Raw genomic sequence first — 16,700 nt, forward strand, 5'->3', positions numbered from 1 at the left:
GCGTCAGGGTCAGGCAGCAGCACGCAAGGAACGGCTTATGGCCAGCCCTTGGGCATCAAATAAATGGCAATGTTCACTGTCCAGATGCAGGTGCAATTGCTCGCCGTACTGGCTCGCCATGTCACCGCGAATACGCATGGTCAGGGGTTCGCCACAGGCAGTAATCACGTGGCAATAGGTGTCGCTGCCCAGACGCTCACCGACGTCAGCGGTGACCGTCAGGGTGCAGTCCCCGGGCTTGGCCAGGTTCAGGTGCTCGGGGCGAATGCCCAGTGTCACCTCACTGCCCAGGCTCAGCGAAGGGCCGATGAAAGGCAGTTGAATGCGCGTGCCCGCATCCAGCGCGACTTCGCAGCCTTGGCTATCGAGGCGGCTGATTTTGCCTTTCAAAAAGCCCATTTTCGGCGTGCCGAGAAAGCCTGCGACAAACAAGTTGACCGGGTGGTGATACAGCTCCAGCGGCGAGCCGACCTGCTCGATCTTACCGGCGTTGAGCACCACTACCTTGTCGGCCAGGGTCATGGCTTCGACCTGATCGTGGGTCACGTAAATCATGGTGGCTTGCAGTTCCTGATGCAGGCGCGCCAGTTCCAGACGCATTTGCACCCGCAGTGCTGCATCAAGGTTGGACAGCGGCTCGTCAAACAGGAAAATCTTCGGGTTGCGCACAATCGCCCGGCCAATGGCCACGCGCTGGCGTTGCCCGCCGGACAACTGCTTGGGCTTGCGCTCAAGCAAGGGCGCCAGTTCAAGGATGCGCGCCGCTTCGTTGACCTTTTTCTCGACGTCGGCCTTGGGCACGCCCGCCAGATCAAGGGCAAACGACATGTTCTTGCGCACGGTCATGTGCGGGTACAGCGCGTAGGTCTGGAACACCATCGCCAGGTCACGCTTGGCCGGGCTGACTTCGGTGATGTCACGTCCGTCCAGGGAGATAGTCCCGCCGGTGACTTCTTCAAGCCCGGCAATCAGGCAGCAGGGTCGATTTACCGCAGCCCGACGGGCCGACAAACACCACGAATTCCCGGTCATTCACTTCAAGGTCAATGCCCTTGATGATCGACAGCCCTTCGAAACCTTTTTGCAAATTCTTGATTTTCAGGTTGGCCATGATGAGCCTCCAGTCGTTATTTTTATTTAACAGCGCCGAAAGACAAGCCGCGCACCAGTTGCTTCTGGCAGATCCAGCCGAAAATCAGGATCGGCGCGCAGGCCAGGGTCGAGACGGCCGACAATTTGGCCCAGAACAACCCTTCAGGGCTTGAATAAGAGGCGATCAGGGCGGTCAGCGGTGCAGCGCTGGAGGACGTCAGGTTCAGCGACCAGAAGGCTTCGTTCCAACACAGAATCAGCGACAGCAACAAGGTCGACGCCAGGCCACCCTTGCTGATGGGCAGCAGCACGCGAATCACCTCTTGCCACAGGGTGGCGCCGTCCAGGCGGGCGGCTTCGAGGATGTCTTTAGGGATGTCCTTGAAGTAGGTGTAAATCATCCAGACCACAATCGGCAGGTTGATCAAGGTGTAGATAATGATCAGCGCGACGCGGGTGTCGAGCAGGCCGAAAGTTTTGGCCAACAGGTAAATCGGCATCAGCACGCCCACCGGCGGCAACATCTTGGTGGAGAGCATCCACAGCAGCGTGCCTTTGGTGCGCTTGGTCTCGTAGAACGCCATGGAGTAGGCGGCCGGGATCGCGATCAACATGCACAAGATGGTCGCGGTGAACGAGATCACCACCGAGTTCCAGGCAAAGTGAAAGTAGCCACTGCGCTGCTCAATGTGCAGGTAGTTTTCCAGGGTCGGGGTGAAGATAAACTGCGGCGGCGAGGCAAACGCGTCGAGTTCGGTCTTGAAGCTGGTCAGCACCATCCAGAAGATCGGGAAGAAAATCAGGATCGCGATGGCCCAGGCCAGGGTGCCGAGCAGCACGCTTTGCAGACGGCGGGATTGTTGGAGTGTCATCACGTGATCCTCACGACTTGTCTGTCAGGTTTTTGCCCAACATGCGCACCAGAATAATGGCGGCGATGTTGGCGATAACCACGGCGATCAACCCACCGGCCGACGCCATGCCTACGTCGAACTGCACCAGTGCCTGGTTGTAGATCAGGTAGGCGAGGTTGGTCGAGGCGTAGCCGGGGCCGCCGTTGGTGGTGGTGGTGAAGATTTCGGCGAACACCGACAGCAGGAAGATGGTTTCAATCATCACCACCACGGCTATCGGGCGGGCCAGATGCGGCAGGGTCAGGTGCCAGAAAATCGCAATCGGGCCTGCGCCATCGAGGCGGGCGGCTTCTTTTTGCTCCTGATCCAGCGACTGCATGGCGGTCATGAGAATCAGGATTGCAAACGGCAACCACTGCCACGAAACAATGATGATGATCGACAGCAGCGGGTAATGCGCCAGCCAGTCAATCGGCTGGGCGCCGAAGAACTTCCAGACGGCCGCGAGAATCCCGGATACCGGGTGGAAAATCAGGTTCTTCCAGATCAGCGCGCCCACCGTGGGCATGATGAAAAAGGGTGAAATGAGCAATATCCGGACAATGCCGCGTCCCATGAACTCAGTGGCTTCCAGCAGGGCACTGATCAACACCCCAAAGACCACGCTGATCAACAACACGCTGCCGACCAGCAGCAAGGTGTTGGTGGCGCCCGGCAAAAAGCCCGAGTCGGTCAGGAAGTAGGTGAAGTTTTCCAGCCCGACAAACTGGTTTTCGCCGGGGTAGAGCAAGTTGTAGCGGATCAGCGAAAAGTACAGGGTCATGCCCAGCGGCACGATCATCCACAGCAGCAACAGTGCCACGGAGGGTGAGACCAGAAACCAGCCGGGGTTGAGCAGCCGTGATTTACGCACCTGCGGCGGCGCGTCAATCGCTGTCGTAACAGTCGAAGTTGTCATGGTAAATACCTGAAAAATAACGCAAAGCGTTTGTGGGAGCGGGCTTGCTCGCGATCGCATCACCTCAGTGAATCAGGTGTGCCGAGTTGCCTGTATCGCGAGCAAGCCCGCTCCCACAAGTTTTTGGCGTTGGGTCGACTACTTTGGATAGCCCGCACGTTTCATTTCGCGCTCAGTGGATTGCTGGGCGGCCGCCAGGGCTTGGTCCACCGTGGTCTGGCCAATCAGCGCTGCCGAAAACAATTTGCCGACCTGGGTGCCGATGGCCTGGAACTCAGGAATCGTCACCAACTGAATACCCACATAAGGCACAGGCTTGAGGGTCGGATCTTTGGGGTTTGCGGCTTTGAGCGACTCCAGCGTGACCTTGGCAAATGGCGCGGCCTGCAGGTAAGCGTCGGTGTAGGTCGAGTTGCGCGTGCCCGGCGGCACATTGGCGATGCCGTCTTTTTCAGCCACTAAAGCGGCGTACTCCTTGGAAGTTGCCCAGGTGCTGAAGGTTTTTGCGGCGTCTTTGGCTTTGGAGCTGGTAGGAATGGCCAGTGCCCAGGAGTAAAGCCAGGCGCTGCCTTTGTCGGTGACTTGATGCGGGGCAAAGGTGAAGCCGACATGGTCAGCAACTTTGCTCTGGGTTTTGTCAGTGACAAATGACCCGGCGACGCTTGCGTCAACCCAGATCGCGCATTTACCGCTGTTGAACAGTGCCAGGTTTTCGTTAAAACCGTTACTGGTTGCGCCTGGAGGGCCGGACTCCTTCAGGGTGTTGACGTAGAAGTTCAGGGCGTTCTTCCACTCAGGGCCGGTAAATTCTGGCTGCCACTTCTCATCGAACCAGCGCGCGCCATAGGCGTTGGCCACGGTGCCGATCAGGGCCATGTTCTCGCCCCAGCCAGCTTTGCCGCGCAGACAAATGCCGTATTGCTCCTTATCGGGTTTGTTCAGTTGTTTGGCAAAGCCTGCGATCTGTTCCCAGGTCGGGTGCTCAGGCATGGTCAGCCCTGCCTCTTTGAACAGGTCGGTGCGGTAATAGGTCATGGAGCTTTCGGCGTAAAACGGCAGGGCGTAGAGCGTGCCGTTGACTGACAAACCATCACGTACAGACGGGAACACGTCTTCTATGGCGTACGTGGCGGGCAAGTCGGTCATAGGTTCGAGCCAGCCTTTGGCGCCCCAGAGTGCGGCTTCGTACATGCCAATGGTCAGTACGTCGAACTGGCCGCCCTGGGTCGCAATATCGGTGGTCAGGCGCTGGCGCAGGACGTTCTCTTCAAGAACGACCCAGTTGAGCTTGATATCGGGGTGTTCGCTCTCGAAGGTTTTCGCGAGCTTTTGCATACGGATCATGTCGCTGTTGTTGACCGTGGCGATGGTCAGGGTTTGCGCGCCCAAGGCGATGCCGCTGAGGGTCATGCAAGTCGCCACACATAACGCTTTGACAGGAATATTCATTGAGCACTCCTCTTCATCGGCCAGGCGGCTTTTGAAGGACGGTTATTGTTTTTATAGCTGCCGGCCCAGAGACCTGCACGTGGGCTGATTACAGCCCTCAATCACCGTCGTGACAAAGCTTTGGAAACACTTGAACCGATACTATTTTGTACTGCGCTGACGTTCACCCGGCAGCGGCTGGTTTTGCTCGGTTAAACGCTGGACCGCAAGGCGCCGATAGTGTGATGGAGTCATGCCTTTGAGCTGCTGAAAACGCCGATTGAAGTTGGAAATATTGTTGAAGCCCGACTCAAAACAGACGTCGGTGACGGCTTTTTCGCCATCGGCCAGCAGCTCGCAGGATTTGCTGATGCGCAAACGGTTCACAAACTCGATAAAACAACGCCCGGTGGCCTGTTTGAACACCCGCGAGAAATAGGTCGGTTTCATGCCCATGTACGCGGCTACTTCTTCCAGGGTCAGCTCGCGGGCGTAGTGAGTAAAAATATAATCAACGGCGCGGTTGGTACGGTCGATGGTCTGCTCGTCAGCCAAGTGCCCGGCCGTCACGCCAGACAACAGCTGATAATCGTCGCAGTCGGCCAGCAACTGCAGCAGGATCAAAAAATGCCCCAGGCGTGTGGTGCCGGTGGCGTCAGCAATAGCCTGCATCAGGTTGACCGCCCGGCGAATGGTTTTTGCGCAACGAAACTCGATGCCGTACTGCGCCCGCTCAAGCATCGGGGTCAGGGCTTTTAGCTCGGTGAACACGGTGCTCGCGTTTTCGAGCATTTCATCGGTGAAGTTAACCAGCATGTCGCGCAGGGGCACCACTTCATCTTCGCCCACCTGGCTGATCCAGTTATGGGGCAGGTTGGGCCCGGTCAGAAACAGTGTTTCAGGGTAAAAATTGCCGATATAGTCGCCGACAAACACTTTGCCGCTGCTGGCCATAATCAGGTGCAGCTCGTATTCCTTGTGGAAGTGCCAGCGGACCAAGGGGCAGGGGAAGCCATGCTGGCGATAAATGATCGACAAGCCGTTATGGTCGTCCATCAGTTCGTAGGAAGGGTCGGTAGCTCTGGCGAGTCGCGTCATGATTTCGCGCTTATTCGGATTGTTATGGGGCGATCATGCCGCCTTATCTAAATTCCTACCAGCTACGGTTATTACTCCGTCGCAATTGAAGCGACGATCTGTACGCAAAGGGCCTGGTTCAATGAAAACACTGTTACTGATCGGCATCGGCGCGGGTGACCCGGAGCACATCACCGTCCAGGCGATTAACGCCCTCAACCGCGCATCGGTATTTTTTGTGCTGGATAAAGGCCAGGCCACTGAAGATCTGGTGCGTCTGCGCCTGGAAATCTGCGAGCGTTACATCCGCGAACCCGCGTACCGGGTGGTACAGGTCAGTGATCCGCAGCGTGACAGCTCGACGCCTTCCTACACTCAGGGCGTGGAAGACTGGCATGAGCAGCGCGCCGAAGTGTTCCAGCGCCTGATTGAGAATGAACTGGCCGAGGGCGAGTCCGGAGCGTTCCTGTTATGGGGCGAGCCAGGGTTGTATGACAGTACGTTGCGTATTCTGGAGCGGGTGCGGGCGAATGGCTGTACCGGCTTCGACTACGAAGTGATCCCCGGCATCAGCAGTGTGCAGGCATTGGCGGCGCGCCATCGCGTGCCCTTGAACGGTATTGGTCAGCCGATTTGTATCACCACCGGGCGACGTCTGACCGCCGCAGACCTGGACAACGTGGTGGTGATGCTCGATGCCCACTGCGCGTTTCAGGCGTTTACCCAGGAAAATCTCGACATCTATTGGGGCGCTTACCTGGGCACCGCGGATGAAATCCTGATTGCCGGCAAGCTCGTCGATGTGTGCGAGCAGATCAAACACACCCGCGAAGCCGCGAGACAACGCAAAGGCTGGATCATGGACACCTACTTGCTGCGCAGAGGCGGGGAAGAATAAGTATTGAGCGGCCGATAATAGATCTTCGTCCTACATCTAAAAGGGAAAGTGATGACGGCGTTTATCTAAGGAGAGGGGTAGTTTCGTTTTTTGCACCCGCCCTCACCAAGGATACGTACGATGCGTGAGCCTTCACACGCTTATATCCCCGCACTAGACGGTTTACGAGCCATTGCAGTGCTGGCGGTGATTGTTTTCCATGCCGAGTTTCTGGATGTTTTTCCTGGAGGATTTACCGGGGTCGATCTGTTTTTTGTGATCTCCGGTTATGTGATCAGCCAATCCTTGAGCCAGCGAGGCCATGCCCGCTTTACTGATTATCTGATGGATTTCTATCGCCGCCGTTTCTTGCGCATTTTACCGGCGCTAATAGTGGTTTTGCTGGTTAGCTTCCTGATGTCCGCCCTGTTTATGCCACCATTCTGGCTCAGTGAGCAGATCAACAACACAGGGTTGGCCGCCTTCTTTGGCGTGAGCAATGTAGTACTGGCCTGGAATGCAGACACTTACTTTGCGCCCGGCAATGATCTCAACCCTTATGTACAGACTTGGTCGCTAGGAGTAGAAGAGCAGTTTTATCTGATATTTCCTGTGCTTTTCTTCATTTGGCTGCGCTTTAAACAACGCACAGTCGTGGTTTGGGCTGTGCTGCCGATACTCGCGATAATTTCGTTTGGCATCAGTATCTATGAGACCAAAACTGATCAACTCGCAGCCTTCTACCTCCTGCCTGGACGCTTTTGGGAGTTGGCGGCCGGAGCACTGCTGTTTCAGCTAACAGCTCGGCAACGCGGTTCTTTGTGCTCTAGAGCGCTGGCAACGGCGTTGCTGTGCGGTGGCTTTGGTCTTCTGATAGTGGGCTTTCTGTTCGCAGGCGGGCATGCTTTTCCCTTCCCATGGGCAATAGTGACTGTCTGCGGGGCGATGCTAATGATCGCTGCCGTCATATTGCCTGCAGAAAGCCATAGATCGCCGTTCCAGCAGTTGCTGCAAGCGCCTTTACTGACGTATATCGGACGCTTGTCTTACTCACTCTATTTATGGCACTGGCCGGTACTGGTGTTACTGAGGTGGACCATTGGCACAGAATGGCTCGCCGTGCAGTTGCTGTACCCGTTGGTGGTGTGGGGGCTGGCGGCCGCTACCTGCCGCTTTATTGAATTACCCGTGCGTACAGGGCAAGCGCTTTGGCAGCGCAAAGCCTGGGTCACCGTCACGGCGAGCGTCACGGCTACTGTGTCGATCGGTCTAGTGGCGTATGTCATCAGCCAGAACACCGAGCGCGTTTCGCTCAGTCAGACGCGTGACACTTATAACTGGTATGCCTATAAGCACTACCCTCGAGAGCCGTTTACGCGAATTGAAGATTCACGTGTGTCGGGGCGCCAGTTGTTTGTGCTTGGCGACTCGCACACGGCTGGCTATCGCACATTGCTTAACCTCGTGTCGCTGCGCCTGGGGATCAAAGTGTTTGAATATGAGCAAGGCGGGTGCAGTGTTGTCAGTTTGATGGCCGCAGATCCGGCCCGTTGCGCGGCCCGTAGAGAAGCTGATTTGAAAGATATTGAAGCACGCGCCAAACCGGGCGATATCGTGTTTTTAGCCTCATTGAGAATGCCTGAGATTCAGGATCGTAACTGGGCGCATGGTGATGAGGTGATGCTGGACGAGATCCTCGATGAACAGACGCCCGACCGAAATGTGCAGGCCCGACGCTCTGCAGAGGCAGTGCTTTCGCGCTTGCAGGCAGGCGGACTTTACGTGCTGCTGGATGCACCCAAACCCCTCTTTAAAGCGCCAGCACACCGCTGTTCGGACTGGTTCAACCGAATGAACCCGCTGTGTGCAGGAGGGCTGACGATCAATCGCGATGTGCTTGAAAAACTGCGCGCACCGCAGATGCGTTTGTTGGAGCAGTTGCAGCACGAGTATTCAAATCTGAAGGTATGGGACCCATTTCCACTGCTGGGTCCTGATCCAGTCTGCTCTGCTTATGATGTCAGTCATGTGCCCTTGTTCTTTGACTCAAACCATTTGAGCGCCCATGGCAACCGGGTGCTTGAAGCATCCTTCATCCAATTCCTGCTACAGATCTGGAGCAAGCCTTACACACGGTTTTTCGCCTCGATCCACTGAGACATGTATTGCGTACTTTTATGCTGGTGATGACGCAGCATGGCACCGGTGAAGTTGTTGCGCCGATGCTGCTCAAGCCCGATGCGGCACGCGTTGATCCGTTGCACCAGCGCCGGGCCATGGTCGCTGTGCAGGTAGCGCGCCTGGAGCAATGCCTGGCCGTTTTGCTGGGCGTTTTGCCAGGCCTGCGGGTTTTGATACAGCTCAACCGCGGCGGCGGCAATGGCACTGGCGCTTTGTTCAATGGCACCGGCCCACGGCATGTCGCCGTGCATGCCTTCGGCGCCGATCGGGGTCGTCACGTTGGGCGTACCGCACAGCATGGCGTCGGCGATTTTGCCTTTGATCCCGGCGCCAAAGCGCAGCGGCGCGAGGCAGATGCGGGCGCTGCTCATTACCGCCAGCGCGTCTTCGGCCCAGTTCAACACGTGAAAACCTTGCTTGGGGTTATGCAAGGCCGTGGCTTTGGGCGGCGTGTAGGCACCATAGATATGCAACTGGGCATCGGGCAACTGCTGGCGGATCAGCGGCCAGATCTGAGTTTTCATCCATAGCACCGCGTCCCAGTTGGGCGCATGGCGAAAGTTGCCAATGCTTAAGAAGTGCTGGCGCTGCTCAAACGGCACGAACTCGGTCGGCACCTTGTCGACCATCAGCGGGCACCAGTGCAACAAGGCGGCGGGCACGTGGAATTGCTCGACCAGCAGATCAATCTCGTATTCGGAGATCATCAGGTTCAGGTCGCTGCGATAGATGGCGGCAATTTCTCGCTGCGCCAGATCGGCATCGGCCATGTGTTCGAAGGTCTGCACGGGCGAGGGCGCAAACAGGCGACTGAAGTCATCCTGCTCGGGATGATCTTTTAAGTGAGCCTTGAGTTGCAGGTGGCGAGCATCACGCAGGCTTTGCAGGTCTGAGGTTTCCAGCACCCGCAGGGCATTCGGACAGTGCTTTTCGACCCGCCAGCCGAACTGCTCCTCCATCATGAAGCGGTCAAACAACACGATATCCGGGGCCAGTTCACTGATAAAGGCATCAAAGCTGCTGTTGTTCAACTCGATAGCAACCTCAGCAATGCCCAAGGCCGCCAGATCTGCCTTGTGTTCGCCAATCCCGGCGGGGCTGCTGAAGGTGATGTGCCAGCCTTCCTGCAAGAAGCTCTCGATGATTTGCATCATATGCCCGCCTGCCGCCGAGGAGCGTGGCTCGGGCCACACGTAGCCAATGATCAGGACGTGGGTAGGGCGGGGTAACGACATGAGCAGATCCTTGGAGCGCGTGGAGGCTGAAAAAAGCCGCAATTGTCGCCCAGTCGGTTGTGTATGACCAACTCGATTGTGGGAGTGGACAACTACCTCAACATTGACCTGTTACAAAGCACTGCGTAGCCTTGCACTTTCGAGGTTCTTCGCAACGCGAAGCTAAGACGGGAACGCGGTATGCCGCGGCTGCCCCCGCAACTGTAAACGGTCAATAACCCTGCCAGGCCACTGCTGATTCAGCGGGAAGGCGCAGGGCAGAGGTCAGCCGCTGGCGGACTTCCAGCCGTAAGCCAGGAGACCTGCCTCGTACCAGATTCTTACTTCAACCGGGCGGGGTGATCCGGTGGCGAAGAGTAACCGCGCACACCGGGCGGTTCTCGTCCCGCATGCCCGCCGCTTTGCCAAAGGGCATCCGATGAAAACACTGGCCAAAACCCCCGTCACTATCGTTACCGGCTTTCTCGGCTCGGGCAAAACCACCTTGCTGCGCCATATGCTGGACAACGCTCAAGGTCGTCGCATTGCCGTGATCGTCAACGAATTCGGCGAGCTGGGCATCGACGGTGAAATTCTCAAGCAATGCTCCATAGGCTGCACCGAAGAAGAAGCCAACGGCCGCGTGTACGAACTGGCCAACGGTTGCCTGTGCTGCACCGTGCAAGAAGAGTTCTTCCCGGTCATGCGCGAACTGGTTGCCCGTCGCGGCGACATCGACCACATCCTCATCGAAACCTCGGGCCTGGCCCTGCCAAAGCCGTTGGTTCAAGCCTTCCAGTGGCCAGAAATCCGTAGCGCCTGCACCGTTGACGCGGTCATCACCGTGGTTGACAGCCCGGCCGTTGCCCGTGGCACCTTCGCCGCCTTCCCGGACCAGGTCGACGCCCAGCGCAAACTCGACCCGAACCTGGACCACGAATCGCCATTGCACGAACTGTTTGCTGATCAACTGGCCAGCGCAGATCTGGTGATCCTCAACAAAACCGACCTGATCAACCCCGAAGACCTGGCCAAAGTCCGTGCCGAAGTCGCTGAAGAACTGCCACCGGCGGTAAAAATCATCGAAGCCAGAAGCGGTCGCCTGCCGCTGGACGTGTTGCTGGGTCTGGGTGCAGGCTCTGAAGACCATATCGACAGCCGCCACAGCCATCACGACCATCACCACGATGGCGATGATGACCACGACGATCACGACCACGACGCCTTTGACTCGATCTCCATCGAGCTGCCACAAGCAGAAGAGCGCCAGTTGCTGGATGCGCTCACCGAGCTGGTTGTCAAACACGACATCCTGCGCGTTAAAGGCTTTGCCGCCATTCCTGGCAAACCGATGCGCTTGCTGATTCAGGGCGTGGGCACGCGTTTTGACAAGCACTTCGACCGCGCTTGGGGCAGCGACGAAGCACGCACCACCAAACTGGTGCTGATCGGGCAGGACCTGGACGCAGCCTTGCTCGAGTCCACACTGCGTACAGCGTTGGGCGCTTAAGCCATGCATTTGCTCAGGACCCAGCCCGGTGGCTTTGTATCGGACGACAACATTGCCGACCTAGGCCAGACACCCGCCGAGCTGGTGATCCTGTGCAGCGGTGATTCAAGCCTGGCACTGCTCGCGGACGCCGCGCAGCAGTTGCCTGAAGATTATCCAAGCCTGCGTCTGGCTAACCCGATGCAGGTGCAAAACCACGGCTCGGTCGATCTGTATGTCGATCAGGTGCTGCAACACGCCAAAGTGATTCTGCTGTCATTGCACGGCGGGATTGGTTACTGGCGCTATGGCATCGAGCGGTTGATGCAGTTGGCCGAGCGCGGCGTGACTTTGATTCTGGTGCCGGGCGATGACCGTCCCGACCCGGAGCTCAGCGCGTTGTGCAACGTACCCGCCGAACACGCCGAGCGCCTGTGGCACTTTTTACGCCAGGGCGGCCGTGCTAACGCGCTGCAACTCTATCGTTGCCTGGCCAGCCTGTGGCTGGGGCGCGATTATCCATGGGGCGAGCCACAGACCTTGCCGCGTACGGCCATCTACCACCCGCAGCACGGCAGCGCCGAACTTGCCCACTGGCAAGCCGATTGGCAGGCCGGGCAGCCGGTAGCGGCGTTATTGTTCTATCGCTCGCACTTGCAGGCGGCCAATACCGCATTTGTCGATGTGTTTTGCCAGCGCTTACAGGCGGCCGGGCTTAACCCTTTGCCGATGGTGGTGGCCAGCCTTAAAGAGCCGGACTGCCTGGCGGTGGTACAAGATCTGCTCGATGAGGTCGACGCCGGGGTCATCCTGAACACCACCGGTTTTGCCCAATCCAGCCCGGAAGCGCCGCATCTGCGGCCGTTCCGGCGCAATATCCCGGTGATCCAGGCGATTTGCGCTCAAGACAATGAGCCCGGCTGGCGCGACAGCGAGCAAGGCCTGGGCCCGCGGGACTTGGCGATGCACATTGCCTTGCCCGAGCTGGATGGGCGAATTATCAGCCGCCCCATCAGTTTCAAAGACCTGGCCTGGCGCAGTGAGCGCAGCCAGTCAGACGTGGTGTGCTACCGCGCACAGCCCGAGCGTATGGACTTTGTCGCCGAGCTGTCACGGCGCTGGGTCGAATTGGCCCGCGTACCCAACGCGCAAAAACGCATTGCCCTGATTCTGGCCAATTACCCGACCCGAGATGGTCGCATCGGCAATGGCGTGGGGCTTGATACCCCGGCGGCGGCGCTGAATATATTGCGCGCGTTACAGGCTCAGGGTTATCCGCTGCAAGACGACTTGCCCGCGTCGGGCACAGCGTTGATTCAAGCGCTATTGGGCGGGGTCAGTAACGATCTGGACAGCCTGGACCTGCGGCCCTGCCATCAGAGTCTGGGCCTGGATGAGTACTGGGCAATGTTCAATCAGTTGCCCGAAGCCAATCGCCAGGCCGTGAACGAGCGCTGGGGCACGCCGCACAACGATCCGATGTTTCGCAGTGGCCGCATGATGATTGCCGGGCTGCGTTTTGGTTTGACCTTTGTCGGCATTCAGCCTGCCCGTGGTTATCAGGTGGACGCCAGCGCGGTGTATCACGACCCGGATCTGGTGCCGCCGCACGGGTATCTGGCGTTCTACTTCTGGTTGCGCCACACCTATGGCGCCCATGCCGTGGTGCACGTGGGCAAACACGGCAACCTGGAATGGTTGCCGGGCAAAGGCGTCGGCCTGTCCGAGCACTGCTGGCCGGATGCGATACTCGGCCCGCTGCCCAATGTTTACCCGTTTATCGTCAACGATCCGGGCGAGGGCGCACAGGCCAAGCGGCGCACCCAGGCGGTGATCATCGACCACCTGATGCCGCCGCTGACCCGCGCCGAAACCTACGGCCCGCTGCGTGATCTGGAACTGCTGGCCGATGAATATTACGAGGCGCAGTTGCTCGACCCGCGCCGCGCCCGTGAATTGCAGGGCGATATTCTCAAGCTGGTGCGCGACACCCACATTGATCGCGAGCTGCAACTGGACGACAACCTCGACAGCGACGCCGATGCGGCTATTTGGTTGCCGCGTCTGGACACCTATTTGTGCGACCTCAAAGAGTCGCAAATCCGCGACGGGCTGCATATTTTCGGCGAATCCCCGGCCGGGCGACTGCGTATCGACACCTTGCTTGCGTTGCTGCGCATCCCCCGTGGTGATGGTCGTGGCGCCCAATCAAGTCTGTTGCGGGCATTGGCCAAAGCCTTTGAACTGGGTTTCGACCCGCTGGACTGTGCGCTGGCCGAACCCTGGACCCAGCGTCAGCCACCTGAGCTGCAAGCCGTCAGCGAGGCGCTGTGGCGCACCGCAGGCGACACCCGTGAGCGTCTTGAGCTGTACGCCGCACAGTTAATCGAGCAAGCGCTGGACGGCTGCTTGCAGTTGCCGGGCAGTGAGCAATGGGCTGAAGTGCGCTCGATTTTTGATGCTTTGCTGGATGTTGTCGCACCGCGTCTGGACGCGTGTGGGCCGGCAGAGATGCAAGGTTTGCTGGATGCCCTGAACGGGCGTTTTGTACCAGCGGGACCCAGTGGCGCGCCGAGTCGCGGGCGTCTGGATGTACTGCCCACCGGGCGTAACTTTTTTTCAGTCGATGTGCGCAACCTGCCCACGACCACTGCGTGGCGGATTGGCTTTCAGTCAGCCAACCTGATTCTTGAACGTCACCTGCAAGACCATGGCGATCACTTGCGGCAACTGGGGTTGTCAGTGTGGGGCACGGCGACCATGCGCACGGGCGGCGATGACATCGCCCAGGCCATGGCGCTGATGGGCGTGCGCCCGGTCTGGGCCACGGGCAGTCAGCGCGTCGATGACTTCGAGATTTTGCCGGTCAGCTTGCTCGACCGGCCTCGGGTAGACGTGACCTTGCGGGTCTCAGGGTTCTTCAGGGACGCCTTTGCCAACCTGATCCGCCTGTTTGATGCGGCGGTGCAGGCGGTGGCTGCGCTGGATGAACCGGATGACCTCAACCCGCTGGCGGCCAAAGTGCGCAGCGAACGCGAACAGCTTGAACGGGACGGCCTGGCGCCGGAACTTGCCGCGCGGCAGGCGGGCTGGCGCATTTTTGGTGCCAAGCCGGGTGCCTATGGCGCTGGCGTGCAAAACGCGATTGACGGGCGTCTGTGGCAAAGCCGCGAAGACCTGGCCGAGGTTTACCTCAACTGGGGCGGCTACGCCTATGGTGGCGCCGATGAAGGCACCGCTGCTCGCGGGCAGTTTGCCCAGCGCTTGAGCCAGGTGCAGGCGGTGGTACAGAACCAGGACAACCGCGAGCATGACTTGCTCGATTCCAACGACTATTACCAGTTCCAGGGCGGCATGCTGGCGGCCGTCGAGAGCCTGAGCGGTACGACGGCCGCCAGTTACCATGGCGATCACAGCCAGCCGGACTTGCCGAAAGTACGCACTCTCAAGGAAGAGTTGAATCGGGTGATTCGTTCCCGTGCCGCGAATCCAAAGTGGATCGAAGGGGTAAAACGTCATGGCTACAAAGGTGCGTTCGAGATGGCAGCGACGCTCGACAACCTGTTCGCGTTTGACGCGACCACCCAATTGATCGACGACCACCAGTACGCGTTGCTCGCAGATGCCTATTTGCTCGACCCGAACAACCGTGATTTCGTCCAGCAACACAACCCGCATGCCTTGCGCGACATGACCGAACGCCTGCTGGAAGCCCAGCAGCGCGGGCTCTGGAGCGAACCGGGCGACTACCGCGAGGCGCTGGAAAACCTGTTGCTGGACATTGAAGAAGACTGACTTTTGAAAGGGCTCAACCCATGACGGACACCCCGCATTTCCCGCTGTCGGCGGTGGTTGGCGCGGATTCATTGAAACTGGCGCTGTGCCTGACGGCGATTGACCCGAAAATCGGCGGTGTGTTGATCGAAGGCCCGCGTGGCATGGCCAAATCAACCTTGGCCCGCGGCCTGGCGGATGTGCTGGCCAGCGGGCCATTTGTCACCTTGCCGCTGGGCGCCACCGAAGAGCGGCTGGTGGGCACCCTTGATCTGGACGCTGCACTGGGCCTAGGCAAGGCGCAGTTTTCACCCGGCGTGTTGGCCAAGGCTGATGGCGGCGTGCTGTATGTCGATGAAGTCAATCTGCTGGCCGATCATCTGGTGGACGTGCTCTTGGACGTTGCGGCCAGCGGCATCAATGTGGTGGAGCGTGACGGCATTTCCCATCGTCACCCGGCGCGCTTTGTGCTGATCGGCACCATGAACCCCGAAGAAGGTGAACTACGCCCGCAATTGCTCGACCGTTTTGGCCTGAACGTGGCCATGAACGGGCAGCCGCAGCCGGCTGAACGCAGTGAAATCATCCGTCGCCGGCTGGCCTTTGACAGCGACCCGCAGGGTTTCTGCGCGCACTGGGAACAGGCACAAGAGACTTTGCGCCAGCGCTGCCAGCAGGCCCGCAAGAGTTTGCAGGGCATTGCACTGGACGATGACTCGCTGGCCATTATTACTGAACGCTGCTTCGCTGCAGGCGTTGATGGCATGCGCGCCGACCTGGTCTGGCTGCGTGCCGCGAGGGCGCATGCCGCATGGCGGGGGGCAACGGCAATCAGCCTCGAAGACATTGATGCCGTGGCCGAGTTCGCCTTGCGCCATCGTCGCCGCGAACAGCCGCCACAAGCGCCAACCCCCGAGCAGCCTCAGTCTCAGGATAAGTCGGCGGGAAGCTCCAGCCGTTCAGGCCAAGGCCAGTGGGGTGAAATGCCTGCGCAGCCGCAAGCCATGGGCGCTCGACGTGAAGTGCCGAGCTGGCCAAAAAAGCCTTAGGCATTCGCCCTCGTACAACGGCGGGGGTGGATGCCAAACCTCAGTCGGGCACCCTTGAGCAAGGTCGGCAGGGCGCCAGTCGCCGTGCTGACAGCGGCGCCATTGATTGGCTGCAAACACTGTTGCGAGGCCGTCCACAGAATCGCAACGACCTGGCTTTTAAAAGCCGTAAAAGTGCTGCGCAGGAACTGTGGCTGGTGGTCATTGATGCCTCGGCTTCAACCCGTCGGCACCAGGCGCTGGGCGATGCCAAAGGTTTGTTGGCGCAACTGTTTGAAGATGCTTACCGCCAACGTGCCCGAGTTGCCGTGATGACGGCCAGTGGCAGCGCACCACACTGGCACGTCAGCGGTGCCAAGGCTTCAAAAGCGCTGGATAACTGGTTGCAGAGTTTGGGAGCGGGTGGCGGCACGCCGTTGCTGGAAGCGTTGCAAGAGGTATCGCGCTGGCTTGAAGTGCGTCGCAAGCAGTTGCCTCAAGAGCAACAGCGCTTTTTGCTGATCACCGACGGGCGTTTAAAAGAAGGGCAGGCGTTACCGAAACTGGACTGTCCGGGCCTGTTGATTGATATCGAGCGAGGCCCGATTCGTCTGGGGCGTGCTGAGCAAATGGCCGCGCAGTTGCAGATCGATTACCGGCATATTGACGCGTAACCAACTGCCTCGCGATCGTTTAAAAAATCAAAAGATCGCGAGGCAAGCTCGCTC

General features: G+C 58.9%; 11 protein-coding genes, 1 pseudogene and 1 riboswitch. Of the genes and pseudogenes, 6 read left to right on the top strand and 6 right to left on the bottom strand.

Translation table 11 applies throughout. The features are described 5' to 3' along the window. Window positions 1–9: 9 nt before the first annotated feature. From AAEZ03_RS01590 to AAEZ03_RS01610, 5 genes and pseudogenes are all read right to left on the bottom strand, one after another. Window positions 10–1,111 (bottom strand): annotated as a pseudogene (locus AAEZ03_RS01590) (ABC transporter ATP-binding protein). A 22-nt stretch (window positions 1,112–1,133) separates the two neighbouring features. Further along, window positions 1,134–1,967: a carbohydrate ABC transporter permease gene (locus AAEZ03_RS01595; protein WP_278938869.1), complete on the bottom strand. Its 834-nt coding sequence runs from the start codon at window positions 1,965–1,967 to the stop codon at window positions 1,134–1,136. Between the two features lie 7 nt (window positions 1,968–1,974). Then, window positions 1,975–2,904, bottom strand: a complete 930-nt coding sequence (locus AAEZ03_RS01600; RefSeq protein ID WP_350575400.1) for a carbohydrate ABC transporter permease — start codon at window positions 2,902–2,904, stop codon at window positions 1,975–1,977. Between the two features lie 138 nt (window positions 2,905–3,042). Then, complete coding sequence (locus AAEZ03_RS01605) at window positions 3,043–4,353, bottom strand: ABC transporter substrate-binding protein (RefSeq protein ID WP_350575402.1); 1,311 nt, start codon at window positions 4,351–4,353, stop codon at window positions 3,043–3,045. A 141-nt stretch (window positions 4,354–4,494) separates the two neighbouring features. Further along, entirely contained in the window at window positions 4,495–5,430 is a 936-nt protein-coding gene (locus AAEZ03_RS01610) for an AraC family transcriptional regulator (RefSeq protein ID WP_350575405.1), read from the bottom strand. A 121-nt stretch (window positions 5,431–5,551) separates the two neighbouring features. Here AAEZ03_RS01610 and cobF point away from each other — a divergent pair, with 121 nt between their 5' ends. Next, on the top strand, window positions 5,552–6,307 hold the full coding sequence (gene cobF / locus AAEZ03_RS01615; RefSeq protein ID WP_350575407.1) for a precorrin-6A synthase (deacetylating): 756 nt from the start codon (window positions 5,552–5,554) through the stop codon (window positions 6,305–6,307). A gap of 120 nt (window positions 6,308–6,427) precedes the next feature. Further along, window positions 6,428–8,443, top strand: a complete 2,016-nt coding sequence (locus AAEZ03_RS01620) for an acyltransferase family protein (RefSeq protein ID WP_350575410.1) — start codon at window positions 6,428–6,430, stop codon at window positions 8,441–8,443. Here AAEZ03_RS01620 and AAEZ03_RS01625 read toward each other — a convergent pair. Then, entirely contained in the window at window positions 8,413–9,702 is a 1,290-nt protein-coding gene (locus tag AAEZ03_RS01625; protein WP_350575412.1) for a glycosyltransferase, read from the bottom strand. The genes AAEZ03_RS01620 and AAEZ03_RS01625 overlap by 31 nt on opposite strands. 125 nt (window positions 9,703–9,827) lie before the next feature. Then, window positions 9,828–10,026, top strand: a riboswitch (cobalamin riboswitch). Window positions 10,027–10,120: 94 nt separating this feature from the next. On the opposite strand from AAEZ03_RS01625, the gene cobW reads away from it, so the two are divergent. The 4 genes from cobW to AAEZ03_RS01645 all read left to right on the top strand — a co-directional run bounded on the left by cobW (window position 10,121) and on the right by AAEZ03_RS01645 (window position 16,646). Continuing rightward, window positions 10,121–11,191: a cobalamin biosynthesis protein CobW gene (cobW, locus tag AAEZ03_RS01630; protein WP_350575414.1), complete on the top strand. Its 1,071-nt coding sequence runs from the start codon at window positions 10,121–10,123 to the stop codon at window positions 11,189–11,191. Between the two features lie 3 nt (window positions 11,192–11,194). Continuing rightward, complete coding sequence (cobN, locus tag AAEZ03_RS01635; RefSeq protein WP_350575416.1) at window positions 11,195–14,965, top strand: cobaltochelatase subunit CobN; 3,771 nt, start codon at window positions 11,195–11,197, stop codon at window positions 14,963–14,965. Between the two features lie 20 nt (window positions 14,966–14,985). After that, window positions 14,986–15,993 (top strand): magnesium chelatase ATPase subunit I, encoded by a 1,008-nt coding sequence (locus AAEZ03_RS01640; RefSeq protein WP_282362786.1) that lies wholly within the window; start codon window positions 14,986–14,988, stop codon window positions 15,991–15,993. Window positions 15,994–16,103: 110 nt separating this feature from the next. Continuing rightward, window positions 16,104–16,646: a vWA domain-containing protein gene (locus tag AAEZ03_RS01645; protein WP_350575543.1), complete on the top strand. Its 543-nt coding sequence runs from the start codon at window positions 16,104–16,106 to the stop codon at window positions 16,644–16,646. The last annotated feature ends 54 nt before the right edge of the window (window positions 16,647–16,700 follow it).

The sequence above is a fragment of the Pseudomonas sp. HY2-MNA-CIBAN-0224 genome (assembly GCF_040310285.1).
Classification (GTDB): Bacteria; Pseudomonadota; Gammaproteobacteria; order Pseudomonadales; family Pseudomonadaceae; genus Aquipseudomonas; species Aquipseudomonas helleri.